Annotated in this window: 24 protein-coding genes and 2 tRNA genes; 7 read left to right on the top strand and 19 right to left on the bottom strand. The window is 67.1% G+C overall.

Annotation, left to right across the window (positions count from 1 at the left end; all coding sequences use genetic code 11):
* Window positions 1-66: 66 nt before the first annotated feature.
* Window positions 67-140, top strand: a tRNA-Ile gene (locus LSI54_RS02155).
* A 100-nt stretch (window positions 141-240) separates the two neighbouring features.
* Window positions 241-1515, top strand: coding sequence for a PQQ-dependent sugar dehydrogenase (locus tag LSI54_RS02150; protein WP_241477637.1), 1275 nt, complete (start codon window positions 241-243; stop codon window positions 1513-1515).
* 67 nt (window positions 1516-1582) lie between these two features.
* Here LSI54_RS02150 and LSI54_RS02145 read toward each other — a convergent pair whose 3' ends face one another.
* The 3 genes from LSI54_RS02145 to LSI54_RS02135 all read right to left on the bottom strand — a co-directional run bounded on the left by LSI54_RS02145 (window position 1583) and on the right by LSI54_RS02135 (window position 4515).
* Complete coding sequence (locus tag LSI54_RS02145) at window positions 1583-2797, bottom strand: glycosyltransferase (protein WP_241477790.1); 1215 nt, start codon at window positions 2795-2797, stop codon at window positions 1583-1585.
* A gap of 95 nt (window positions 2798-2892) precedes the next feature.
* Window positions 2893-3534 carry a CDP-alcohol phosphatidyltransferase family protein gene (locus tag LSI54_RS02140; RefSeq protein ID WP_241470099.1) on the bottom strand — a complete coding sequence of 214 codons (642 nt, stop codon included), beginning with the start codon at window positions 3532-3534 and terminating at the stop codon, window positions 2893-2895.
* A 9-nt stretch (window positions 3535-3543) separates the two neighbouring features.
* Window positions 3544-4515, bottom strand: coding sequence for a phage holin family protein (locus LSI54_RS02135; RefSeq protein WP_241464035.1), 972 nt, complete (start codon window positions 4513-4515; stop codon window positions 3544-3546).
* An 80-nt stretch (window positions 4516-4595) separates the two neighbouring features.
* On the opposite strand from LSI54_RS02135, the gene LSI54_RS02130 reads away from it, so the two are divergent.
* Window positions 4596-5042, top strand: a complete 447-nt coding sequence (locus tag LSI54_RS02130) for a TM2 domain-containing protein (protein WP_241477636.1) — start codon at window positions 4596-4598, stop codon at window positions 5040-5042.
* Between the two features lie 70 nt (window positions 5043-5112).
* On the opposite strand, the gene LSI54_RS02125 is transcribed toward LSI54_RS02130, so the two are convergent.
* Window positions 5113-5982: a siderophore-interacting protein gene (locus LSI54_RS02125; protein ID WP_241464032.1), complete on the bottom strand. Its 870-nt coding sequence runs from the start codon at window positions 5980-5982 to the stop codon at window positions 5113-5115.
* 226 nt (window positions 5983-6208) lie between these two features.
* Between LSI54_RS02125 and LSI54_RS02120 the strand changes: the two genes are divergently transcribed.
* The gene (locus LSI54_RS02120) at window positions 6209-6655 is read left to right on the top strand and encodes an Hsp20/alpha crystallin family protein (RefSeq protein ID WP_241464030.1); all 447 of its coding nucleotides are present in this window, start codon (window positions 6209-6211) and stop codon (window positions 6653-6655) included.
* Between the two features lie 99 nt (window positions 6656-6754).
* On the opposite strand, the gene purU is transcribed toward LSI54_RS02120, so the two are convergent.
* Complete coding sequence (gene purU / locus LSI54_RS02115; protein WP_241464028.1) at window positions 6755-7630, bottom strand: formyltetrahydrofolate deformylase; 876 nt, start codon at window positions 7628-7630, stop codon at window positions 6755-6757.
* Between the two features lie 140 nt (window positions 7631-7770).
* A tRNA-Asn gene (locus LSI54_RS02110) sits at window positions 7771-7842 on the bottom strand.
* 65 nt (window positions 7843-7907) lie between these two features.
* Here LSI54_RS02110 and LSI54_RS02105 point away from each other — a divergent pair.
* Window positions 7908-8513 carry an LOG family protein gene (locus LSI54_RS02105; protein WP_241464026.1) on the top strand — a complete coding sequence of 202 codons (606 nt, stop codon included), beginning with the start codon at window positions 7908-7910 and terminating at the stop codon, window positions 8511-8513.
* Between the two features lie 25 nt (window positions 8514-8538).
* Here the strand turns inward: LSI54_RS02105 and LSI54_RS02100 are convergent, their stop codons facing one another.
* The 3 genes from LSI54_RS02100 to dapE form a co-directional block, all read right to left on the bottom strand.
* Window positions 8539-8973: a GNAT family acetyltransferase gene (locus LSI54_RS02100; RefSeq protein WP_241477635.1), complete on the bottom strand. Its 435-nt coding sequence runs from the start codon at window positions 8971-8973 to the stop codon at window positions 8539-8541.
* 10 nt (window positions 8974-8983) lie between these two features.
* Complete coding sequence (locus LSI54_RS02095; protein ID WP_241464023.1) at window positions 8984-9697, bottom strand: SDR family oxidoreductase; 714 nt, start codon at window positions 9695-9697, stop codon at window positions 8984-8986.
* Window positions 9698-9771: 74 nt separating this feature from the next.
* A complete protein-coding gene (gene dapE / locus LSI54_RS02090; protein ID WP_241477634.1) occupies window positions 9772-10905 on the bottom strand; it encodes a succinyl-diaminopimelate desuccinylase in 1134 nt (377 codons plus the stop codon).
* 87 nt (window positions 10906-10992) lie between these two features.
* Between dapE and dapD the strand changes: the two genes are divergently transcribed.
* Entirely contained in the window at window positions 10993-11946 is a 954-nt protein-coding gene (dapD, locus tag LSI54_RS02085) for a 2,3,4,5-tetrahydropyridine-2,6-dicarboxylate N-succinyltransferase (protein WP_241464020.1), read from the top strand.
* Window positions 11947-11993: 47 nt separating this feature from the next.
* On the top strand, window positions 11994-13067 hold the full coding sequence (locus LSI54_RS02080) for a hypothetical protein (protein WP_241477633.1): 1074 nt from the start codon (window positions 11994-11996) through the stop codon (window positions 13065-13067).
* Window positions 13068-13165: 98 nt separating this feature from the next.
* Here the strand turns inward: LSI54_RS02080 and LSI54_RS02075 are convergent, their stop codons facing one another.
* From LSI54_RS02075 to LSI54_RS02030, 10 genes are all read right to left on the bottom strand, one after another.
* Window positions 13166-14449, bottom strand: coding sequence for a citrate synthase (locus tag LSI54_RS02075; RefSeq protein WP_241464017.1), 1284 nt, complete (start codon window positions 14447-14449; stop codon window positions 13166-13168).
* 130 nt (window positions 14450-14579) lie between these two features.
* Window positions 14580-15749, bottom strand: a complete 1170-nt coding sequence (gene dapC, locus LSI54_RS02070) for a succinyldiaminopimelate transaminase (RefSeq protein WP_241477632.1) — start codon at window positions 15747-15749, stop codon at window positions 14580-14582.
* 38 nt (window positions 15750-15787) lie between these two features.
* Window positions 15788-16108 carry a ferredoxin gene (gene fdxA, locus LSI54_RS02065; RefSeq protein WP_036474056.1) on the bottom strand — a complete coding sequence of 107 codons (321 nt, stop codon included), beginning with the start codon at window positions 16106-16108 and terminating at the stop codon, window positions 15788-15790.
* Between the two features lie 37 nt (window positions 16109-16145).
* Window positions 16146-16610: a hypothetical protein gene (locus LSI54_RS02060; RefSeq protein ID WP_241464015.1), complete on the bottom strand. Its 465-nt coding sequence runs from the start codon at window positions 16608-16610 to the stop codon at window positions 16146-16148.
* Window positions 16610-18556: a translational GTPase TypA gene (typA, locus tag LSI54_RS02055; protein ID WP_241464014.1), complete on the bottom strand. Its 1947-nt coding sequence runs from the start codon at window positions 18554-18556 to the stop codon at window positions 16610-16612. Before typA ends, LSI54_RS02060 begins: the two co-directional genes overlap by 1 nt.
* Before the next feature lie 279 nt (window positions 18557-18835).
* Window positions 18836-19891, bottom strand: a complete 1056-nt coding sequence (locus tag LSI54_RS02050; RefSeq protein ID WP_241464013.1) for an ABC transporter ATP-binding protein — start codon at window positions 19889-19891, stop codon at window positions 18836-18838.
* Entirely contained in the window at window positions 19888-20991 is a 1104-nt protein-coding gene (locus tag LSI54_RS02045; protein ID WP_241477631.1) for an ABC transporter ATP-binding protein, read from the bottom strand. The genes LSI54_RS02050 and LSI54_RS02045 overlap by 4 nt, the downstream gene beginning before the upstream one ends.
* 13 nt (window positions 20992-21004) lie before the next feature.
* A complete protein-coding gene (locus LSI54_RS02040) occupies window positions 21005-21937 on the bottom strand; it encodes an ABC transporter permease (RefSeq protein WP_241464011.1) in 933 nt (310 codons plus the stop codon).
* The gene (locus LSI54_RS02035; protein ID WP_241470104.1) at window positions 21930-22856 is read right to left on the bottom strand and encodes an ABC transporter permease; all 927 of its coding nucleotides are present in this window, start codon (window positions 22854-22856) and stop codon (window positions 21930-21932) included. Before LSI54_RS02035 ends, LSI54_RS02040 begins: the two co-directional genes overlap by 8 nt.
* Before the next feature lie 315 nt (window positions 22857-23171).
* Window positions 23172-24806: a peptide ABC transporter substrate-binding protein gene (locus LSI54_RS02030; RefSeq protein WP_241464009.1), complete on the bottom strand. Its 1635-nt coding sequence runs from the start codon at window positions 24804-24806 to the stop codon at window positions 23172-23174.
* Window positions 24807-24956: the final 150 nt, after the last annotated feature.

Here is a 24956-nt window from a genome sequence, read left to right as displayed (position 1 = left end):
GGGCAGGCTCGGTAGTATGTCGGAGTGTCCTCGCGACTCGACTCTTCATCGTGCGCGCGGACCCGAGGGGCGTTAGCTCAGTTGGTTAGAGCAGAGGACTCATAATCCTTTTGTCCTGGGTTCAAGTCCCAGACGCCCTACCGTCGAAAGTCAGGTTCAGGCGGGCTACGTCTGCTGGCGAGCCACCGTGACCTATGTCATACGTTCCGGCCGGGCACACGCTTGAACTAGGGTCGGGTCATGGGACGTCTACCTGCGATATCTGCCGGAATCCTCACCTCTCTGCTGCTCGTCAGCTGTGCCGAACCCTCCACGGAGCAAGCCGGCGACGGTGCTGAGACCGGCACCGACGCGGCAGACTCTCAATCCACAGACCCCGAATCACCAGAGGCCGAATCACCGAACTCTGAAGCACCCGACGCGGACCCGAGCCCCGACTCTGACGCTGCGCCGTTCAGCATCGAAGAGCAGGGCAGCTATGACGCCCCCTGGGCGCTGGAGTTCCTGCCCGGGACCGAGCAGATGCTCATCACCAGCAGATACGGCGAGCTGTTCCTGCGCAGCGCGGACGGCTCTGCCGCGCCGGAGGACTCTGCGGACGCCAATGACATCAGCGTGAGCGGCCTGCCCGAGGACATCGTCGTCGAGGGTCAGGGCGGCCTGGGCGACGTCGTCGCCGCCCCAGACTTCGACGACAGTCAGCGCGTCTACCTGAGCTGGATCAACGCCTCGGAGGCGGGCACCGGTGCCGTCGTCGGACACGCGCAGCTGGTGGACTCCGGGGACACTGCGACGCTGGATGACCTCACGGTGATCTGGGAGCAGGACCCCAAGACCTCCGGCGCAGGGCATTTCTCGCACCGCCTCGCGTTCAGCCCGGACGGAGAGCACCTCTTCGTCACCTCCGGGGACCGTCAGCAGCTCGACCCGGCGCAGGATCTCTCCAGCGGCCTGGGCAAGGTGATGCGTCTGACCCCCGAGGGCGAACCGGCTCCGGAGAACCCCTTCACCGAGGACGGGGACGTCACCGAGGAGATCTGGACCTATGGTCACCGCAATCCGCTGGGCATCGACTTCGACGCCGACGGGGAGCTCTGGATCTCCGAGATGGGCCCCGAGGGCGGCGACGAGCTGAACCTGCTAGAGGCGGGCGAGAACTTCGGGTGGCCCGAGGCTTCCAACGGCTCCCAGTACGGCGGCGCAGAGATCCCGGACCACACCGAGGGGGACGGCTTCGCGGCCCCCGCCGCCTGGTGGACCCCCTCCATCTCCCCCGGCAGCCTGATGATCTACCAGGGTGAGATGTTCCAGGACTGGACCGGCAGCGCCTTCATGGGGGCGCTCTCGGGTGAAGCACTGGTCCGCGTGGAGCTCGACGGCGATCAGGCCGGGGAGGAAGAGATCTGGGACATGGGGGCCAGGATCCGCGACGTGGAGCAGGCCCCCGACGGGAGCATCTGGATCATCGAAGACGGCGACGGCGCCGAACTGCTGCGCCTGACCCCGGCGGAGTGACCCCGGCACAGTGACCTCGCCAGCGGACGCGACGGCAGAGACGCGACGGCAGAGACGCAGGCCTCCGCTACTGCGGGTGCTTGCTCTCGATCCAGTCCGCGCCGCGGTAGAGCTTCTCGAAGGCGTTCATCGTGGTGTTGAGGCTGTGCCGGCCCGCCCGCTCCCGACTGCGCTCCCCCATCGCGGTGCGCTGTTCCGGGCTCATCGTGAACAGCTGCTCCAACCGTGCCGCCAGATGTGCGGAGTTCCCGGGCTCGAAGAGGTAGCCGTTGACCCCCTCCTGCACCAGGTGAGGCAGCGCCAGAGCATCGGCGAGCACCACGGGAAGCCCGGCTGACATCGCTTCCAGGGAGACCAGCGACTGCAGCTCAGCGGTCCCGGGCTGGCAGAAGACATCGGCTTCGAGGTAGGCGCGGCGCAGCGCGTCCTCGTCGACATGGCCGCGCATCCGCACTCGATCGTCCAGGCCCAGCTCCTGGATCTGTGCGGCGAGCCGATCGCGCTGCTCGCCGTCGCCGACGATGTCCAGTCCGATCCCCAGCCCCGGATCGGTCTTGCCGATCGCGTCGATGAGCACATCCACGTTCTTCTCCACGGCCAGACGGCCCACGAAGAGCACCGTGGGCCTCTCGGGCGGGGTCAGCACCTCACCGGGACGCAGCCGGTAGTTCTCGACGTCGATCCCGTTGGAGAGCGGGAGCACCTTCTTGAATCCTGCCCGCTCCATCATGGTCCGCGCCGCCAGCGGGGTCGGGGTGGTCACCACGGCGGCCTTGCCCATCAGCTTGCCCATGTCCCGCCAGGAGTTCTTCGCCACGATCCGGCGGAACCAGGCAGGGAAGGGCAGGAACGGGTCCAGGTTCTCGGGCATGAAGTGATTGGTCGCGATGGTGCGCAGACCGCGTTCGGCGGCGGCATCGATCGCAGCCTTGCCGATCATGTAGTGGCACTGGACATGGACGACGTCGGGCTGCAGCTCGTCCATCAGCCGCCCCATGGCGGGCTCCACCAGCCCGGGCAGGCAGAGCCGGATGTACTCGTGGGTCGGGGCCTTGAATGACCGGAACCGGTGCACGGTGGCCTCGTCGGTGTGTTCGACCATGTCAGGGCCGCGGCTGGTCCTCGCGGCAGCGATGTGGACCTCATGACCGCGAGCCGCCATGTTCTTCGCCAGCCGGTGGCTGAAGACCGCCGCGCCGTTGACGTCGGGCGGGTACGTGTCGGCGGCGATCAGGATCCTGAGCTTCCCACCGGGTTGCTCAGCGGGGTTCACCTCAGGCATCTCCGCGGGCTTCTCTTCGGGCTTCTCTGCGGGCTCCCCGGCAGGCTTCTCCCCCGGCTCATCACGGCGAGCATCGGCGGGCACGTGGTTCATCATCAGGCGGTCGAATCCTCCTCGGTGTCCGGGCGGGCCTGTTCGCCGCGCAGCCGCGCCGCCTCGCGGCGGGCCTTGATGAAGTAGTCGATTGAAGCAATGATATGCATCGCCGCGCCGAGCGCCAGCAGCACGAAGGCGATGTCAGGAATGAGGCCCTCGCGCAGCATCCCGGTGGAACCCAGCAGGGCCAGCGGCAGCCCGATCAGCAGGCACGCGGTGCGCAGCTTGCCCAGCAGGGTGACCTTCAGCGGAGGTGGTCCCTTGAAGAGCAGATAGGTGTTGACCGAGAGGATCAGGTCGGGGATGACCACGGCGAGCACGACCCAGATCGGCACGATGCCGAAGGTGGCCAGGGTGGCGCTGACGGTGATCAGTGCGAGCCGGTCCGCCAACGGATCCAGCCACTGGCCCACCGTGGACATCTGATCGAAGCGTCGGGCGATGTACCCGTCGATCCAGTCAGTGCTGGAGAGGACGACCAGCACCCAGAACGCAGCCATGTACTGGTCCTGCGCCACGAGCCAGACGAACACGGGGATCAGCAGGGCCCGCAGCACGGTCACGATGTTGGGCGCGGTCCAGAACGTCTCGCGCATGGTGTACTCGAAACCATCCTGGGTTCCGGCACCGATCAGTCTCACCGGGGCAGTTTATTTCTTCACAAGCTCGCGGAGGAAGACTGCACCTGCAGCAGCAGAACCAGCGACGACGGCGAGCGGCTTCCACCGCGCAGCCACGAACTCTCCGGCAGCGTGTGCGCCCGACTCCTGGCCTGCGGCGGCGGGGACGCCCTCGATCTTGGGCTCGGCGGCGGGTGGGACGCGTACCGGCTCACCGGCGGCACCGAGGGTCTTCGGCTTGGGCCCGACCCGGTCGGAGGAGCCGCGGTCGGCCTTGGGCTTCGGCTTGGAACCGCCGCGGGCCTTGGAGCCGATGCTCTCGGCCTTGTCCTTGACGTTCTCAGCCCGGTCCTTGACGCTCTCGGCGATGGTTCGGGTGCTGGAGGTGATCTGGTCCTGAAGCGAGGCCAGGTGATCGCGGCGCAGGCCGGTGCGGCGAAGCAGCTCGCTGTAGGTGGGAGGTGTCGGGGAACCGGCGCCGGGAGTCTTCGCGTCCTTCTTGGCCTGTTCGGCCGCCTGACGCTTGGACTCTTCCTTCTGCCGACGCTTCTCGGAATCCGCCTGATCCAGGCTCTGCGGATCGAAGCGGGTGCCTTCGCGGGCCACTCCGAGATCGAGGCGGAAGCCGCGGATGGCGTCTTCGGGCAGCAGCGGCAGCGTCTTGCGGAACTTGAGCAGCCCGATGAGCGCGAAGATCAGCGCGATCAGCAAGAAGATGCCGGCCACGATGAGCGCGGCGGCCCAGAGTTCAAAGATCAGCGCGAACGCGGCCACGGCGGCGACGATGAGCGCCACCACGAGGAAGGTGAGAAAGACGACGCCGACGACCATGAGGGCCACGGCGATGCCCGCGGCCACACCTTTGGTCTTCATCTGGCCGATGGCCAGCTGGATCTCGTCGTTGATCTGCTTGGGGCCGAGTCGCAGTACGACCTTGATCACATCGAGCAGCGACGTACGGGGCGCCGTGCCCTTTGTGCGGCCGGTTCCGGGCTGAGACAAGACTGCGCCTCCATAAGAGAGATGGTGCTCGAGGGTGGGTGTTCAGTTCACTACAAACTACCACCTATACGATTGAGAACATGGCTGACCAGTACGATTTCGAAGAGCTCTATGCCAACACCTACACCGAGGCTGACCAGCGGGCGTACGAGAGCCAGCCCACCTCGGAGAAACGTTTTGTGATCGCCTGGCTCCTGACACTTCTCATGGGGCCCGCAGGGGCGCATCGATGGTATCTGAACCGCCCGGTGACGGCGTCGCTGATGGTGCTGGTGAGCATCGCCGCCGTCGCGCTGATGGTCTCAGGATCCGCGAATCTCGGGCTGCTCTGCATCACGATCATCTTCACCTGGACGCTGCTCGACCTGATCATGCTGCTCGCCGGGTCCATGCGTGACCGTGCGGACCTGCGACTGGCCGGGCACCGCGAGCGGGCTGGCGTGTGCTCGGCGATCACGATGCTGCTGCTGGCGGTCGGCCTGGTCTTCGCCCTGGTGGTCGGCACCAGTTCAGGGGTGGCGGGCTGAGCCGACGCGGGATGGGCGGAGTCGTCGTTCCTGGTCTCCCTGGCTCGCTGCTCCGCTCTGCGGACCCCGCTCAGTCCTCGATCCGCCCCACCGGGGTGCGCTTCTCGGCCTGGAACTGGTCCTCGATCCGGCCGTTCGCCCAGTATGCGGAAAGTGACATCGCCTTGCGCTCCAGCCCCTTCTGATCCACCAGCATGCGGCGGATCCGCTTCATCTGGGCCCGTTCGCCGTGCACGAAGACCTGCACATCACCTTCCGGGATGGCCAGCTCCTCCAGGTACTCCGCGAGCATCGTGGTCTCCGGGCTGAAGTCGGCCTCGCGGTGCAGCCAGACCAGGTCCATCCCTGCGGGGACATCCAGCGGCTGGCGCTCGGCCGCGTCACGGACCTCGACGACGGCGACCCCGCGCGCGTCCTCAGCCATCGATTCAAGCGCCGAGGCGATCGCGGGCAGCGCGGCCTCGTCACCGGCCAGCAGGTGCCATTCAGCCTCCCCGCGCGGAGCGTAGCCGCTCCCGGGCCCGAAGAAGCTGATCTGCTCCCCGATCTGCGCGTTCTTCGCCCAGACTCCGGCGCGGCCCTCCTCGCCGTGGACCACGAAATCCACCCAGATCTGCGAGTTCTCATGGTCGACGTGGCGGATGGTGTAGGTCCGGGTCGCCGGCATCTGTTCGGTGCGCAGCTGTTCGCGCAGCGCGTCCATGTCATAGGGGCGGCTGAGGTCCAGACCCTCGGGCAGCTGCGCGGCCTCCGCGGCGCTCTGCGGAAGGAAGAGCAGCTTGATGTACTGGTCCGTGGCAGGCGACTCCCCCACGGACTTGAACTCGATCGCCTCGAACCCGGGTCCGCCCAGGACCAGCCGGATCATGTGCGGACTGAGCTGCTTCTTGGCCTCGACGGCCAGGACGTGCTGGATGCGCGTTTTCTTTGACTTGGACACCCCGGCACTCTAATCGAACCGGGTGGCCCGGCGGAGGTGAGCCTCAGCTGCGGAGGCCTGTATTGCGACAGAAGCCCGTGCTCGAATCGTTGTCCAATCCGTCGAAAAAGTTGAGTGCATCATGCTCAACTTGGGAATATACTGGGTGTGGGTTCCACAGGAACCGACGCCGCAAGGCACTGACCCAGTCCTATAGAGCGATGAGCATAAGGAGCTGATTGCCGTTATGAACAACTCTCTGACCCGTCTGGACCCCTTCGCCCTGATCGACGATGTCTTCCGCAGCATGCGGACTCCCTCGATGGATGCGGCCCAGCGCCAGGCCGGCTTCGTGCCCGCCGTGGATGCCCATCGCGAGGGTGAGGACCTGGTCCTGCGCGCCGACCTCCCCGGCATCGACCCGGACAAGGACGTCGCGGTCGAACTGACCGGACGCACGCTGACCGTGTCCGGGGAGCGTCGCAGCGAGACCGAGGCCGAGGGTCTGCGCGAGGTGCGCTACGGGTCCTTCTCCCGCACCATCACCCTGCCGGGCGAGGTCTCCAGTGACGCGATCTCCGCGACCTACGAATCAGGCGTGCTCACGGTCCGCGTGACCGGGGTCTACGCCACCGAGGAGCCGCGCAAGATCCAGGTCACCTCCACCGAGCGCGAGAAGAACCTCGAATCCTGATCCCTCCCTCTTCTCGCTGAGAGGCGGATCCTCCGGCCAGTCTGGGCTTCCCGGCCCGTCAGGCACCCGGAGAATCCGCCCCTCGACGGAGGAGAAGAGCTAGAAGACGATCGTGGTGCTGCCGTTGCGGATGACCCGGTCTTCGCAGTGCCACTTCACCGCACGGGAGAGCACGGCGCGTTCGACGTCGGCGCCGAAGCGGGTGAGCTGGGCCACGTCGTCGCTGTGCGAGACCCGGATGACGTCCTGCTCGATGATCGGACCCTCGTCGAGGTCCTTGGTCACGTAATGGGCAGTGGCGCCGATGAGCTTCACTCCGCGGTCAGCGGCCTTCTGGTACGGGCCGGCGCCGATGAAGGCGGGCAGGAAGCTGTGGTGGATGTTGATCACCGGAGCCCCGACATGTTCGAGGAAGTCCTCGGAGATGATCTGCATGTACCGGGCGAGCACGATCATGTCGACGTTGCCCTTCAGCAGCTCCAGGTGCCGGGCCTCGGCCGCAGCCTTGTCCCCGTTGATCACCGGCACGTGGAAATACGGGATCCCGAAGGGCCGCACATCTTCGGCGAGGTCGGCGTGGTTGGAGATGACCATGACGATGTCCATCGGGATCTCACCGCGGCGGTGCCGCCAGAGCAGATCCAGCAGGCAGTGGTCGGTCTTGGACGCGAAGATCGCCACCCGCTTGGGCTGATCTGCCGCTGCCAGCGAGTAGTCCATGGAGAAGCGATCAGCAAGCTTCGTCTGGATGGCCTGCTCCACCGCGGGCTTCGCCGCGGCGAGTCCGGGCAGGTGGAACACGGTGCGTTGGAAGAATCGGCCGTCCTCCACGCCGGTGGAGTACTGGTCCAGGCTGATGATGTTGCCGCCGACCTCGGCGATCAGCTCCGAGACCGCCGCCACGATCCCTGGCTGGTCCGGGCAGGAGATGATCAGCCGGGCGATGTCGTGGGTCTTCGTCTCAGGGGCGCTCATCAAGTCTCCGAATCAGGTTCACCAGGTCAGGGCGGCGGGACAGCCTTGCATCATCGAAGCGGCCCCGTCACGGACAGCGTCGCACGAAGCACACTATGACATGAAAAACGCCCCCGCCCGTGAGGGCGAGGGCGAATCTGCTCCCCCAGTTGGATTCGAACCAACAACCGCTCGATTAACAGTCGAGTGCTCTGCCGTTGAGCTATGGAGGATTGCGACTACGAAAGTCTAACAGGGGTTCCTGGTCGCTGTGAAATCGCTGTGGAATCATAGATCCGTGACGCCTGTATCTCTCGACACCCCAGCGACTGCCCCTGCCCCGCGGTTCAATGCTCTCACGGTCTTCACCGGTTCCGCCTCCGGAGCTGATCTCGACTACACCGAAGAGGTCCGCCGGCTCGGCACCGCGCTGGCCGGGGCCGGCATCGGCGTGGTCTACGGCGGCGGGAAGGTCGGCCTGATGGGGCAGATCGCCGATGCGGCCCTGGAGGCCGGCGGCGAGGTCCACGGGATCATCCCCGAGGTGCTGATCGGACGCGAGGTGGGACATCATGGGCTGACCTCGTTGGAGATCGTGCCCGACATGCATACCCGGAAGTCCCGGATGGTGGACCTCGGTGATGGCTTCATCGCGCTGCCCGGCGGCATGGGAACGCTGGAGGAGTTCTTCGAGGTGTGGACCTGGCAGTACCTGGGTCTGCACGCCAAGCCGGTGGGGCTCTACAACGTCAAGGGATTCTGGGATCCGCTGTTGGCCATGGTGGACCATATGGTCGATGAGGGCTTCATGTCCGCCTGGCGCCGCGCGGCACTGGTGATCAGCACCGATCCGCAGGACCTGATCGCGAAGCTGCGAGCCTGGACGCCTCCCGCCGGACGCTGAGGCTCAGCCGTCGGGCAGCCGGGCGTCAATCCAGCTCGGTGTCCAGCCAGCGGCCCAGCACCACGGTGTCCTGGTCGGTGTAGCCCAGCGCCCGGTAGAAGTCCTGGACGCCTGCGTTCTCCTGCCGGACCATGAGCATCAGCTTGGGCACCCCGCGCCCGCGCAGCCAGTGCTCGGCCCCGGCCAGGAGCGCCTTGCCGAGCCCCTGGTCCTGATGCCTTTGGTCGACGGCGAGATAGTAGATCCAGCCGCGGTGACCGTCCTGGCCGACCATCACCGTGCCGGCCAGCTCCCCCGCGGCGTCGAGCGCTGCGAGCACCGTGGACTCTTCTCCGGTGAGGGCCCGCCGGCAGTCCTCAAGCGGGTCATTCCAGGGCCGGGTGAGCCCGGCCTGCTGCCAGAGCCCGACGGCGGCATCGAGCAGTTCTTCGGGGAGCTCGGTGACGCGCAGGTCGGTCACGTCTTCCCTGCTATCTCTGCACCGGGCGGATGGAGATGCTCTCCACCATGGAGGCGTCCTCCATGTCCACCACGGTGCGCGCCGCCTCGGCGATCGCCTGCGGGGAGATGTAGATGCCCCCGTCGTAGTCCTCGTTGCCCATGGACTCCTGCAGGGCGACCTGCATGTCGGTGTCCACCCGGCCTGGGTGGATCGAGGTGACCCTGACCCGGCCCCGCTCCTCCTCGCGCAGCGCGTCGGTGAGCGCACGCAGCGCGAACTTGGTCCCGGAGTAGAGCGAGCTTCCGGGTCCGGCGGTGAATCCTGCCCCGGAGTTGATGCTCAGCACCTGTCCGGTGGATTCGCGCAGCAGCGGCAGCGCGGCGCGGGTCAGCTCCGCGACGGCGAAGACGTTGACGGTGAACATCTCCTGGAACTGCGTCGGAGAGGTCTCCGCGACCGGGTTCATCCAGGCGAGTCCGGCCGAGTGGACGAGCACGTCGAGTCGGGCGAGCCCGGCGGCCTGCAGCGCGGGGGCGATCGCGTCGAGGTCGGTCAGGTCCAGCAGGAACGGTTCGGCGCTGGGCAGGGTCTGCACCACGGCGTCCACGGTCTCGGGGTTCGTCCCGCCGACCAGGATGTGGTGGTCCCGGCCGAGCTCGGCGGCGATGGCCTTGCCGATCCCGCGGGAAGCCCCGGTGATCAGGGCGACTGGACGAGTGCTGGCGGTCTGCTGTTGGGTCATGAAATCAGCTTAGAGGATCCGCTCCGAGGGCTGCCGTGGCGGCGCAGCAGCTCAGGCGTCCAGACCCACGCAGCTCAGCCGTCCAGCAGCCAGCGGTGCAGCGCGGTGTGGCAGTCGCGCAGCGCCTGCGCGGTGACGTGTTCATCGTCGGAATGTGCCAGCAGCGGGTCTCCGGGGCCGAAGTTCACCGCCGGGACGCCCCTGGCCGAGAACCGTGCCACATCGGTCCAGCCGTACTTGGGCATCGGCTCTCCGCCCACGGCGTCGATGAACGCCTTGGCCGCGGGATGGTCCAGCCCTGGCCGCGCGGCCGCGGAGCTGTCGGTCACCTTCTGCTGAGCCGCGCCTATTCCGGCCTCGGCGAGGACCTCGCGGACATGGGTGTGGGCCTGCTCCTCGGTCTTGTCCGGGGCGAACCGGTAGTTGATCTCCACCACGGTGGAGTCCGGGATGACGTTTCCGGCCACCCCGCCGCGGACCCGCACCGCGTTGAGCCCCTCGCGGTAGTCCAGGCCCTCCACCGTGATGGTCTGTGGCGCGTACTCGCTCAAGACCCGGAGCAGCCCGGCGGTGCCGTGGATCGCGTTCTCCCCCATCCAGGCCCGCCCGGAGTGCGCGGCGACCCCGGGGATGGTCACCTCGAAGCGGCAGGTGCCGTTGCAGCCACCCTCGACCACGCCGTGGGTGGGTTCCAGCAGCACCGCGAAATCGCCGTCCAGCAGCTCCGGCACGCGGTTCAGCACCCGCCCCAGCCCGGACTTGCTGGCCTCGACCTCTTCGTGGTCGTAGAAGACCCAGGTGATGTCGCGGTCCAGGGAGCCTCCCGCGGCCAGGCGCGCCGCGACGTCGTCGGCGAGCTTCAGCTGCACCGCCACACCGCCCTTCATGTCTGTGGCGCCGCGGCCGTAGAGCACGTCTACACCCTCGGTCTGCTCCCAGCGCGGCGGGACGGTGCCGCGGGAGCCCGGAGTGGTCGGCAGCGGCACGGTATCCAGGTGCCCGGCGAGGATGATCCGCTGCGCCGCACCGGTCTCGGTGCGCGCGATGATCGTGTCGCCGTCGCGATGCACGCGCAAGCCCTGCAGGTCTTGAAGCGCGGTCTCCACGGCGTCGGCCAGGGCCGTCTCGTCGCCGGAGACGGATTCGCAGCCGATGATCGCCTCGGTGAGCGCGGCGACGTCGCCGGAGAGCAGTCCACGGATATCCATCCGCCCAGCCTAGGCGAACGCCCCCGCGCATGGGACCCGCAACAGGACGCTCCTGGGCTCCAGCGCCGGAAAAAGTAGGATGGTGCCATGAGCACTGACATTCGAACCGCATCCGGCCATGGCCTCGCCACGGTGACCACCGACGGCACCGTCCTGGACACCTGGTTCCCGCGCCCTGTGATGGCCCCCCTGTCCGAGAACGACGACGCCGAGCTGATCGCCGCCCTGCAGGCCGCGACCGGCGAGGATCCTGACCGCGGGGTCACCACCCAGGTGGTCTCCGTGGAGTCCGCCCTCGACTCCGAGGCGAGCTCCGCCTCCGACGTGTGGCTGCGCCTGCACCTGCTCTCCCACCGGCTGGTCAAACCGCGCACCATCAACCTCGACGGCATCTTCGGTCACCTGAGCAACGTGGTCTGGACCAACTTCGGGCCCTGCGCGGTCGCCGACTTCGAGACCACCCGGCTGAAGCTGCGCTCCCGCGGACACGTCAGCGTGCACTCGATCGACAAGTTCCCCCGCCTGGTGGACTACGTGACCCCCTCCGGTGTGCGCATCGGCGACGCGGACCGGGTGCGCCTGGGCGCGCACCTGGCCGAGGGCACCACCGTGATGCACGAGGGCTTCGTGAACTTCAACGCCGGCACGCTGGGCACCTCCATGGTGGAGGGCCGCATCTCCGCCGGGGTCGTGGTCGGCGACGGCACCGACATCGGCGGCGGCGCGTCCATCATGGGCACCCTCTCCGGGGGCGGCAGGGAGAAGATCACCCTGGGTGAGCGCGTGCTGCTGGGCGCGAACTCCGGTGTGGGCATCTCGGTCGGCGATGACTGCGTCATCGAGGCCGGGCTCTACGTCACCGCCGGCACCAAGATCTCGGTGCTCGCCGATGACCGCACCGTCATGGACACGGTGAAGGCCTCGGCACTCTCCGGCGTGCCGAACCTGCTCTTCCGCCGCGACTCCGTCACCGGCGCAGTCCAGGCAGTGCCTCGCAAGGGCCAGAAGGTCGAGCTCAACGCTGCCCTGCACCGCAACTGAGCCGACACCGGGTCGACGCCGAGTCGACCCAGAGCTGAAAGGTCTGGATGAGTCCCCGCGCTGATCGCCCCATCACCGTCACCCGCACCGTGCACCGACGCCGTCGTCGGGTCAAGGCCGTCGCGGCCATCACCGTGGTCGCGGCCGCCGTCGGCGCGACCGGCTACGGGGCCTGGCAGCTGATCGAGGAGAACGAGTATCTCCTCGATGAACGCTGCTCCGTGACGGTCGGCGAGATGGAGCATCGGCTCACCCCGGCGCAGACCTACTCGGCTGCGCAGCTCGCCGCCGCGGCCGCGGAGCTGGAGCTGCCGGTTCAGGCCGCCACCGACGCGATCGCGATCTCGCTGCAGGAGACGAACCTGGACAACCGGGCAGACCCTGTGGAGGAAGACGCCGAGGAGGCGGAGAACGGCGACGAGGCGGAGGCTGCTGATTCCGAGCAGGGGCAGGCTCCGCCGTCGCCGGTGCTCTTCGCCGACGGCGGCCCGCAGTGGGACGCGGTGAAAGCCACCAGCTCCACCCCGATCACCGCCGAAGACTTCTACGCCCGGCTGATCGACAGCCGCGACGGCGACGGCGAGGGTGAGGGTGCATGGTCGCCCGACCTGGGACTCGAGCAGGTCGCCGAGGCGCTGGGCCGACCGCAGAACCCGACGTTCTACCCGCAGCACGAGGAGCTGGCCCGGGCCTTCGCCCGACCGCTGACCGGCCTGCAGCCCATGGTGATGACGTGTCAGCTGAGCCAGATCGAAGTCCCCGGCCCGGACGCCGAGGGGCTGCGCGGTGAGCTCCAGGGCTCGCTGTCCGGGATGCTCGGCGCCGAGGCGGCGGCCGTGGAAGGCTCCGGCGAATCAGCCGTGGTGCGGATCTCGGTCAGCGCTGTCCAAGACGAGGCCGGCGCCACCGAAGATGATGCAGACGGCGCTGCCGAGGACCCAGCGACCGAGCACAGCGAGCCGGAATGGCTGGTGGCGCAGTGGGCCGTGGCCTCCGCGGAGACCTACGGGGTCCAGTCGGTGCACGCCGGCGCCTACGAGTGGCACCGCGATTCGGGCCGCTGGGAGCGCGCGGAGACGGTCAGCGAGGACGCCGTGGTCATCGGCTTCTCCCGCCGCTGACCCCTTAACCGCGTTGAGCGGCGGATTCTCCGACCGGTTGAGGCCGAAAAGGCGCTCAGATGGTCGGAGAATCCGCCGCTCGACGACGGGAGGGAGGGTCAGACTCCGGGGTAGTGGCGCTCGGGCTCGCCGATGTAGATCTGGCGGGGCCGTCCGATCTTGGTGGACGGATCCTCGATCATCTCGCGCCACTGGGCGATCCAGCCGGGAAGCCGGCCCAGCGCGAAGAGCACGGTGAACATCTTCTCCGGGAAGCCCATCGCCTTGTAGATCAGGCCGGTGTAGAAGTCCACGTTCGGGTAGAGCTTGCGCTCGATGAAGTAGTCATCCTCCAGCGCCTTCTGCTCCAGGCGCTGGGCGATGTCGAAGAGCTCGTCGTCGCCGCCGAGCTTGGCCAGCAGATCATCGGCGATGCCCTTGACCACGCGGGCGCGCGGGTCGTAGTTCTTGTAGACCCGGTGGCCGAAGCCCATGAGCCGGACGCCGTCTTCCTTGTTCTTGACCTTCTCCATGAAGGCCTCGGGGCTGACGTCGCCGGACTGGATCTGGCGCAGCATGCCCAGCACGGCCTCGTTGGCGCCGCCGTGGGCGGGGCCGTAGAGGGCGTTGATGCCGGCGGAGACCGAGGCGAAGAGGTTCGCCTGCGAGGAGCCGACCAGGCGCACGGTGGAGGTGGAGCAGTTCTGCTCGTGGTCCGCGTGCAGGATCAACAGCGTGTCCAGGGCCTTGACGATGGTGGGGTCCAGCTCGAACTGCTCGGCAGGCACGCCGAAGCAGCCGCGAAGCAGGTTCTCGACCAGGGTCAGGTTGTTGTCCGGGTAGAGCATCGGCTGGCCGATGGACTTCTTGTAGGCGTAGGCCGCGATGGTGGGGACCTTCGCGAGCATCCGGTAGGTGGAGCGCTCCACGTGATCCTTGTTGAAGGGATCCAGCGAGTCCGGGTAATAGGTGGACAGCGCCGAGACCGCGGAGGAGAGCACCGGCATCGGATGCGCGTCACGGGGGAAGCCGCCGAAGAAGTCGCGCAGCTCCTCGTGCAGCAGGGTGTGCCGACGGGTGACGGTGTCGAAATCGGTGAGCTGCTGCTGGGTGGGCAGCTCGCCGTAGATCAGCAGGTAGGAGACCTCGAGGAAGCTGGACTTCTCGGCCAGCTGCTCGATGGGGTAGCCGCGGTAGCGCAGGATCCCTTCATCGCCATCGATGTAGGTGATCGCAGACTGCGCGTTCGCAGTGTTCATGAAGCCGGGGTCATAGGTGACAGCGCCGGTGGTCTTCAGCAGCGGTGCGATACCGAGACCGACATTGCCCTCCACGGACGAATGCACGGGTAGTTCCAGATCTCCCCCCTGATAATTCAGGCGGGCAGAAGACTGCTCAGTCATGGGTCTCCTTATCAGACACACTAGGGGGACATCATGACAAACCTACCGCTTGGTCACGGTCGGTTGCCAGTTGTGTCATGGTTCACGCCTCGGGGTGTGCCTTTCGCGGGCCCGGGCCCGAGAGCCCGGCTCAGCCCGTGAGCCGGTTCGCCGCGGCGGCGATGCGCTCATCCGTGGCTGTCAGCGCCACTCGGATGTACCCGTTGCCCTGTTCGCCGTAGAACACCCCGGGGCCGACGACGATCCCGCGCTGCGCCATCTGATCCACCAGCGCCCAGGTGTCCTCCGCCGTGGCGGCGGAGGGGTCTGACTCCGCCGCGCGGCACCACAGGTACAGACCGGCGACGGATTCTTCGATCTGCAGGCCGGAGGCCTGCAGCGCCGGCACCATCAGCGCACGACGCCGGCGGTAGAGCTCGCGCTGGGCCTGCACGTGGGCGTCGTCATTCAGCGCCACGGCAAGTGCGGCCTGGATCGGGGCGGGCACGATCATTCCGGCGTGCTTGCGAGTGTTGATCAGCCCACTGATCAGCTCCGGGCAGCCCGCGGCGAAGGCGGCGCGGTAGCCGGCGAGGTTGGACTGCTTCGAAGCCGAGTAGACCGCGAGCAGTCCCCGGTGGTCGGCCCTGCCGGTCTCCGGATCGGTCCCGCAGACCCGCGGGTCCAGGACCGAGGGGACGTCGTCGTCCTCGACCTCCCAGGGGAGTTCGGCGTAGCACTCGTCAGAGGCGACCACTGCACCGATGCGGCGGGCGAGCTGGACCACCGCGCGCATCCAGTCGACTCCGGCGACCGCTCCGGTGGGGTTCGAGGGTGAGTTGATCCAGATCAGCTTGACCCGCTGCAGGGTCTCCTCGTCGAGGCTGAGCGGATCATCGGTGGCCAGCGGGGTGGCTCCGGCGATCTGCGCGCCGATGTCATAGGTCGGGTAGGCCACCAGCGGGCGGAGCACGACGTCGGCGGCTCCGGCTCCCGCGCGGGCACCGAGTCCCAGCAGGGTGGGCAGCCAGGCCACGAGCTCCTTGGAGCCCACCGTGGGAAGGATGTTCTCCGGGTCCAGCCCGGTGACCCCCCGGCGGCGCGCGAACCAGCCGGAGATCGCCTCGCGCAGCGCGAGCGTGCCATGGGTCGTGGGGTACCCGGGGGCGTCGGCGGCCGCGGTGAGCGCCGCCTGGATCACCGCAGGGGTGGGATCCACGGGGGTGCCGATGGAGAGGTTGACGACTCCCTCGGGGTGCTGCCGCGCCTGTTCCAGGTAGGGAGCCATCGCATCCCAGGGGTACTCAGGAAGGGTGAGCATGGAGGCCTCCGCTGGGGTGAGTGGTCAGGGCTGCTGGGTCACTGCTGCTGCGGGGGCAGGGCCGCGACGATCTCGTGGTCTTTGGGGATCAGCCCGACCTTCGCCGCGCCGCCGGGGGAACCGACCTCGTCGAAGAACTCCACATTGGCGCGGTAGTACTCCGACCACTGCGACGGGGTGTCGTCCTCGTAATAGATGGCCTCCACCGGGCAGACCGGCTCGCAGGCGCCGCAGTCCACGCATTCATCGGGGTGGATGTAAAGCATCCGGTCCCCCTCATAGATGCAGTCCACCGGACATTCATCGATGCAGGCCTTGTCCTTCAGATCCACGCAAGGAAGGGCAATGATGTACGTCATGGACTCCTCTGTCTTTCTACGAGTGCGTAAGTAGAGTCTACCGAGATGCGGCGCGGTCCCGCACAATGATCCACTTGACGAGGACCATGCTGATAAGGGTCACCGCCGCGGTGCCCAGCCACCAGATCACCGAGGCCAGCGTGGGTCCGGGAAGCAGCGCCATGGCCTCGGGGCTGTAGGGCACCACGAGCTGGTCGGGTCCGGGCCAGAGGTAGGCGATCGAGGCCACGGTGAAGGTGGTCACGCCCATCAGCATCGGCTCCAGCAGCGAGCCGCTCTTCAGCCCGGCCCACAGCTGCGCCAGCAGGCACATCAGCAGGGCCAGCGCCGCGCCCCAGGGCAGCACGGTCCCGGTCTCGGTGGGCCCGAGCATCAGGATGTTGCCGTGGAGCACGGTGCCCAGGATCCCGAGGACCACCCCTGCGGAGAAGCAGACGCCCAGCAGCGCTGGTCGCAGCGAGCTTCTCCGCGAGGGTGTCGCGGTGTCCTGCGGTGCGGTCATTACTGTGAAGCGCTCTTCTTCTTGCGTGTGTCACGCATGCGCTCGGAGGAGTTCAAGATGACCTTGCGGATGCGGATCGAATGCGGGGTGACCTCCACGCACTCGTCCTCATTGGCGAACTCGAGGGACTCCTCGAGGGTCAGCTTGGTCGGCGGGGTCAGGCCCTCGAAGGAGTCGGCAGCCGCTGCACGCATGTTGGTGAGCTTCTTCTCCTTCGTGATGTTGACCTCCATGTCGTCGTGGCGAGCGTTCTCGCCGACGACCATGCCCTCGTAGACCTCTTCCTGCGGGTCCACGAAGAAGGTGCCGCGCTCCTGCAGGTTGATCATGGCGAACGGGGTCGCCGTGCCGGTGCGGTCGGAGATCAGCGAACCGGAGGTGCGGTACTCGATCAGGCCCTTCCACGGCTCGTAGCCTGCGGCGTAGGAGGAGGCGATGCCGGCGCCGCGGGTGTCGGTGAGGAACTTGGTGCGGAAGCCGATGAGGCCGCGGGCGGGCACCATGAACTCCATGCGGATCCAGCCGGTGCCGTTGTTGGTCATCGTGGTCATGGTGCCCTTGCGGGACGCCATGAGCTGGGTGATCGCACCCATGAACTCCTCGGGAGAGTCCACGATCATGTTCTCCATGGGCTCGTGGAGCTTGCCGTCGATCTCGCGGGTGACGACCTGGGGCTTGCCCACGGTCAGCTCGAAGCCTTCACGGCGCATCTGCTCGACCAGGATGGCCAGCGCGAGCTCGCCGCGGCCCTGGACCTCCCAGGTGTCGGGACGCTCGGTGGGGAACACCTTGAGCGAGACGTTGCCGATGAGCTCCTTGTCCAGCCGGTCCTTGACCTGGCGGGCGGTGACCTTCGCGCCCTTGACCCGGCCGGCCATCGGCGAGGTGTTGATGCCGATGGTCATGGAGATCGCGGGGTCGTCCACGGTGATGGTCGGCAGCGGCTTGGGGTTCTCCAGGTCGGTGAGGGTCTCACCGATCATGATGTCAGAGATGCCGGCGACGGCGACGATCTCACCCGGTCCGGCGGACTCGGCGGAGACGCGCTCCAGACCCTTGGTGGCGAGAAGCTCGGTGATCTTCACCGTCTTCATGGTGCCGTCCTTGCGGGCCCAGGCGACCTGCTGGTTCTTCTTCAGCGTGCCGTTGAAGATGCGCAGCAGGGCGAGGCGGCCGAGGAAGGGTGAGGCGTCGAGGTTGGTGACGTGGGCCTGAAGGACCTCTTCGGCGTCGTACTTCGGGGCCGGGACGTGCTCGAGGATGGTGTCGAACAGCGCTTCGAGATCTTCGGCGTCGGGAAGTCCGCCGTCTTCGGGCTGGTTCTTCGAGGCGCGGCCGGCCTTGCCGGAGGCGAAGACCACAGGGACGTCCAGCACGGAGTCCAGGTCCAGGTCGGGGTTCTCCTCGGCGACGTCGGAGGCCAGGCCGAGCAGCAGGTCCATGGTGTCGGAGACGACGCCGTCGATGCGCGCATCGGGGCGGTCGGTCTTGTTGACGACCAGGATCACCGGAAGCTGGGCGTTCAGTGCCTTGCGCAGCACGAAGCGGGTCTGGGGCAGCGGGCCCTCAGAGGCGTCCACCAGGAGCACCACGCCGTCGACCATGGAGAGGCCGCGCTCGACCTCACCGCCGAAGTCGGCGTGACCGGGGGTGTCGATCACGTTGATGGTGACCTTGTCCATGCCGGCGTGCTTGGTGGCGGCCGGGCCGGAATAGAACACGGTGGTGTTCTTGGCCAGGATCGTGATGCCCTTCTCCTTCTCGAGCTCACCGGAGTCCATGACCCGGTCCTCGAGATCGCCGTGGCCACCGACAGACTTGGTCTGGGTGAGCATGGCATCGACCAGAGTGGTCTTGCCGTGGTCGACGTGAGCGACGATGGCGACGTTGCGCAGATCCTGGCGCTCGTCAGTGCCTGCAAGTGTACGAGCGGCAGCAGTGGTCATAAGAGGGGCAACGCCTTCCATAGAGGAGAGTGTGACGTGTCTGGTCGGTCGATGTCATGCCTCGACTCGTCCATGTCACTTCGTGGTTCAACAGTGTGGATTCGGGTGGGTCAGAGCGCACAGCGACACGGCCGTGTCGCGACCACACCTTTCCAGTGTACGGCCTCGAACGGCGAGACCGGCAATGATTGTGGTCACCGGCGCTTGAGCTGAGCCTGGGAGGCCGGCTTCGCGAGGCCTGTGCCGCAGGCGTCACCACGCCTGCGACCCAGGCGCCGGCTAGCCGTGGGAGGGGATGACCTTCTCGTTCTGCTGGGCGTGGTGGCAGGCGGTCAGCTGGGTGATCTGACCGCGCGAGATCAGCTCCGGCTCCTGCGTGGCGCAGATCTCGGTGGCCTTCCAGCAGCGGGTGCGGAAGCGGCAGCCCGAGGGCGGGTTCGCCGGGTTCGGCGGGTCGCCCTGGAGCACGATCTGCTCGCGCGCCCCGCGCAGGGTGGGGTCCGGCAGCGGCACCGCGGAGAGCAGCGCCTGGGTGTAGGGGTGTGCCGGACCGGTGTAGATCTCGTCCTGGGTGCCCAGCTCGGCGAGCTTGCCCAGGTACATGACACCGACCCGGTCCGAGATGTGCCGGACGACCGAGAGGTCGTGGGCGATGAAGATGTAGCTGAGCCCGAACTCCTTCTGCAGGTCGTCGAGCAGGTTCATCACCTGCGCCTGGACCGAGACGTCCAGCGCCGAGACGGGCTCGTCGCAGATGATGACATCGGGGTTCAGCGCCAGCCCGCGGGCGATGCCGATCCGCTGGCGCTGACCGCCGGAGAACTGGTGCGGGTACCGGTTGATGTGCTCGGGGTTCAGCCCGACCAGGTCCAGCAGCTCCTTGACCCGATTGCGGATCCCCTGCTTCGGCTTCTCCTCCGGGTGCAGCTTGAACGGCTCGGCGATGATGTCGCCCACGGACATGCGCGGGTTCAGCGAGGTGTAGGGGTCTTGGAAGATGATCTGGATCTTGCGCCGCAGCCGGCGCAGCTCATCGCCCTTGACCGAGAGGAAGTCCTTGCCGCGAAACTTCACGGTGCCGGCGTCGGGCTCCTCCAGGCGCATCAGCAGCTTCGCCAGGGTGGACTTGCCGCAGCCGGACTCTCCCACGATGCCCAGGGTCTCGCCCTCGCGCAGGTTGAAGCTCACCCCGTCCACGGCCTTGACGGCGCCGACCTTGCGCTGGAAGACGATGCCCTGGGTGATCGGGAAGTGCTTGACCAGGCCGTCGACCTCAAGGACCGAGGGCTTGTCGGCGAAGGGGTCCGCGGCCGCGGCGGGAACAGACAGGCTCATTCTGGTGCCTCCTCAGAGACGTCGATCATGCCGGCGCCGGTGGGTGACGGGCGCCGTGTGCGGGTGGCGGTGCCGGCGTAGACGTCCTCGGCGTAGTGGCACGCCGAGAGGTGTCCCTCGGCCACCAGCCGCAGTTCCGGACGTTCGGTCCGGCAGCGGTCGGTGGCGAACTCGCAGCGCGGGTTGAACGGGCAGCCCGGCGGCATGTCGGTCAGCGAGGGCGGCAGCCCCGATATCGCGCGCAGGCGTCCGCCCTCGTCGTCGATCCGCGGGATCGAGGCCAGCAGGCCCTGGGTGTAGGGGTGACCGGGCTTGGCGTAGGTCTCGTAGACGTCGGCGGCCTCCATGACGCGTCCCGAGTACATCACCGCGATCTTGTCCGCGACGTCGGCGACCACGCCGAGATCGTGGGTGATCAGGATCAGCCCCATGTTGAACTCGGTCTGCAGGTCCTTGAGCAGCCGCATCACCTGGGCCTGGACGGTCACGTCCAACGCGGTGGTGGGCTCATCGGCGATCAGCACGTCGGGGTCCAGGGCGATGGCCATGGCGATCATGATCCGCTGGCGCATGCCGCCGGAGAACTGGTGCGGGAAGTCGCCCGCCCGCTCCTCGGCGCCGGGGATCCCGACGCGCTGCATCATCTCCACGGCCTTTGCCCTGGCCTCTTTGCGCTTCATCCCGCGGTGGACGCGGAACATCTCGGCGATCTGCCAGCCGACCGGCAGCACCGGGTTCAGCGAGGACAGTGCGTCCTGGAAGATCATCGCGATCTTCCCGCCGCGCAGCTTCCGGCGCGACTCCTCGTTCATGGTGAGCAGGTCATCGCCGCGGTAGCGGATCTCGCCGCCGGCGATCCGCCCCGGGGGCATGTCCAGGATGCCCATGATGGTCTGCGCGGTCACGGACTTGCCCGAGCCGGACTCGCCCAGGATCGCGAGGGTCTCCCCCGCGTGCAGGGTGAAGTTCAGCCCGTTGATGGCCCTGGCGACGCCGGCCTTGGTGCGGAACTCCACCTGGAGGTCCTCGACCTCCAGCAGCGGGGCGTCGCCGGGACTGGTGCCGGGGGTGAACCCGGTCGAGGTCTGGGATTCAGTCATGAGATCCAGCCCTTCACTTCTTGGATTTGGGATCAAGGGCGTCGCGGATGGCGTCGCCCATGGTCATGAATGCGAACACCGTGAGTCCCACGAAGATCACCGGGAACAGCAGCAGGTGCGGGACGGTCTGCAGGAACGGCTGCGCATCCGAGAGTTGCAGCCCCCAGGAGATGGCTGGCAGCTGCAGGCCCACGCCGAGGAAGGTCAGCGTCGCCTCGGCGCCGATGATGATGCCGGTGAACACCGTGGCGTAGCCGATCACCGGTCCCAGCGAGTTGGGCAGGATGTGCCGGCGCATGATGGTGATCGGTCCGGCGCCCAGGGCGCGGGCGGCCAGCACGAACTCGGAGTTCACCACCGAGATGACCGAGCCGCGCATCAGACGCGTCATGGTCGGCCACATGAAGATGATCAGCACGAAGGCCACTTCGCGCACCCCGCGGGACTCCAGCACGTTGAGGAACACCAGCGCACCCAGGATGTAGGGCACGGCGAAGACCATGTCGGTGATGCGTGAGATCACGGCGTCGACCCAGGAGCCGAAGTATCCGGCGACCAGGCCGAGGACCACGGCGATGATGAAGGTGCCGATGGCGACGATGAATCCGACGGCGATGGAGTTCCGGGCGCCGTGGATGACTCGGCTGTAGTAGTCGCAGCCCTGCACATCGGTGCCGAACCAGTGCTCGGCCGAGGGCGACTGCCGGCTGCGTCCGAGCAGGCACTCGCGCGGATCGGTGTTGGTGAACAGCTGCGGGAAGATCGCCATCCCCAGGAAGAGCACCAGCAGGACCGCGGAGATGATGAACCAGGGGTTCTTCCGCAGCGAGCGCCAGGCATCGGCGAGCAGGCTGGCCTCCTCGACCTTCTTGGTCGATTCTCCGGCGGGTGTGATGGTCGAGTCGATCGGCTCCCCGCGCGCTTCGGGGCGGTGTGTCTCACTCATAACGGATCCTTGGGTCGAGAAGGCCATAGAGGAGATCAACGATCAGGTTGATCACCACGAAGAAGAGCACGAAGAGGGTCACGATGCCGACGACGACGGTGCCCTCCTGCCCCTGGATGGAGTTGAAGACCTGCTGGCCCAGTCCGGGGAGGTTGAAGATCGTCTCCACGATGATGGAGCCGCCGAGCATGCTCGCGAGGTCGGCGCCGATGAAGGTGACGGCGGGGATCAGCGAGTTGCGCAGCCCGTGGCGGGTGATCACCCGGGTGCGCTTCATCCCCTTGGCGGTGGCGGTGCGGACATAGTCGGACTTCAGCGAGTCCAGCAGCTCGCTGCGCACCAGCCGGGCCAGGATGCCGGTGGAGACCGCAGCCATGGTCAGGGCGGGAAGGATGTAGCTGGTGATGCCGTTGTTGATCCCGGCGATGGGGAACCAGCCCAGGTTGAGTCCGAAGATCAGCTGGAGCAGGAAGCCGATCACCAGGGTGGGCAGCGCCACCATGGCCACGGTGGAGACCTGGACGAAGCGGTCGAAGAAGCGGTCGCGGTACAGGGCGGCGAGGATGCCGGCGATGACGCCCATGATGGTCTGGATCACGAGGGTCACCAGGGCCAGCGTCGCGGTGACCGGCAGGCGCTGTTCGATGATGTCGGTGACCGGGCGGCCGTTGAAGGTCGAACCGAAGTCCAGGGCGGTGACGATCCCCCAGATGTATTTGAAGTACTGGACCAGGAACGGGTCATCCAGGTTGTACTGCTCGCGCAGGGTCTCCCTGACGGCGTCGCTCATCGGGCGGTCCCCGGCGAGGGCTCGGATGGGGTCACCGGGAATGGCGAAGACCAGTGCATAGACGATCAGCGTGGAGATCAGGATGACCGGGATGAACTGGAGCAGACGCCGAATGATATAGCGGGTCATTGCTGTCCTTGTGGGTGCGGGTGGTGGCGCGGGTGCGCCGAGCATCTGTCTCGTCAGAGAGGTCTTCTCTGTGTCGAGGGCGACGCCGCGATCAATGATAGGGACTTGGACCCGGTTTTCCGGAATCCTTGCGCGTCGACATGCCAGAGGCGGGGGGGGGGGGGGGGGGGGGGGGGGGGGGGGGGCGGGGGGGGGTGTGGTTAGGGGAAGGACGACGACCCCAGCACCGCCGTTTGCCGCATGGCGGGCGTTGCCCACGCCCTTGGGGGCGCGCGGGGTGTCCCCGCGCGGCCCGCGCCTCTGAAGGGTTGAGGATTACTCCTCGGTCACCACGACCTGCTCGAGGCGGGTGAAGGTGGCCTGATCCATGAAGAGGGACTCTCCATCGATCCGGTCGCTGTGCACCGTGAGGTAGTTGGTGAACCACATCGGGATCACCGGCATGTCCTCGAGGAGGACGGCCTCGGCGTCGGTGTAGAGCTCGGCCGCCGCGTCGGGATCGGTCTCGGCATTGGCTTCGCCGATCAGCTGGTCGAACTCGTCGGACGAGTAGTCGGCGTAGTTCGAGGAGGCGCCGGTGGAGTAGATGGGCTCCATCGCGTACTGCGCGCTGGGGTAGGACAGGGTCCAGCCCAGACGGTACGGCCCGCTGATCGCCTGCTCGTCGTGGAGACCGAGGTACTGGGCGAACTCGAGGGACTCGAAGGTGATGTCTTCGATGCCCAGGTGCTCGCGCCACTGGTTGGAGACGGCCTCGACCCAGTCTTCGTGACCTGCACCGGAGTTGAAGTAGACGGTCAGCTCTTCAGGTCCGCCGGCCTCTTCGTAGAGGTCTGCGGCAGCCTCGGGATCGAACTGGCAGAACTCACAGGTGTTCTCGTTGGACTCGATCAGGTCCGGCGGGATGATGTTCTCGGCCGGGGTCTGCGCGCCGTCGTAGATGTTGTCGATGATCAGTTCACGATCGATCGCCATGGAGAGCGCGTGGCGCACATCGACGTCCTGGAATTCTTCCTGGTACAGCGGGAAGCCCAGGTAGGTGAAGGCAGAGGTGTCGAAGTCCTGGTAGTTCTCGCCGAAGTCGGCCTCCACCGTGGTGCGGCGGTTCGGCGGGGCGGCATCGAGGATGTCGAGGTTGCCGGCCTGGACGTCCAGGTAGGCGGTGTCGACCTCGGAGTAGATGCGCCATTCGATCCGCTCGGGAAGGCCGGGGTTCTCGCCGGCCCAGTCCTCGTAGCGGTTCACGGCGATCTGCTCGTCGTGCTGCCACTCGCCGTCCATCTGGTAGCGACCGTTGCCGACCGGCGCCTCCTCGAAGGCGTCGATGTCGTCGAAGGCGACCGAGGGCATCGGGTAGAACGCCGTGTAGGTCAGCATGTCGGGCAGCGGGGAGAAGGGCTCGGTGAGCTCGATCTCGAGGGTGTACTCATCGACTGCGCGGACGCCTTCCAGCTCCTCGGCGTCACCGTCGACGACCTCCTGGTAGCCCAGGAAGTTGTCGAAGAAGTTGGCGCTCTGCTGGGCGTTGTCAGGGTCGACGGCCCAGTTATAGGTCTCCACGAAGGTCTGTGCGGTGATCTCTTCGCCGTCGTGGAAGGTCCAGTCCTCACCCAGGGTGAAGGTCCAGGTGACGTTGTCCTCGGTGTCCCAGGACTCGGCCACGCCCGCGGTGGGCTCGTAGGTGTCGAAGTCGGTCTGGGTCAGGCCGGTGAACAGGGAGCCGAGGACCCACGAGCCGCAGACCTCGGTGGAGTTCGCGGGGACCAGGAACTGCGGTTCGCAGTTGTAGGCCGAGACGGTGCCGCCGCCGTCGACGCCTTCGGCGGTTTCGCCGTTGTCTCCGCCGTTGTCGCCACCGCCGCCGCAGGCCGACAGCACCAGGGCTGCGGCTGCGGTCACCGCGACGGCACCCGTCGCGCCATGGCGACGGGATGTCTTGTTGACGTGCATATTCGATTACTCCTCGAGAAGATGCGAGCTTTATGGGCATACGGTGATCTACGCGCGAGTGTTGCGTGGGTCACCTGTGGGAGCGAGTTTAGCAGGGCAGTTTTTCAGCTGCGTTACAGGTTCCGTACATGTGACCGTGTTTCACGCGCA

The organism is Nesterenkonia sp. AY15 (assembly GCF_022565855.1).
Lineage (GTDB): Bacteria > Actinomycetota > Actinomycetes > Actinomycetales > Micrococcaceae > Nesterenkonia.
Note: the sequence above shows the minus strand (reverse complement) of the source record. Positions and strands in the feature narration are given on the sequence as shown.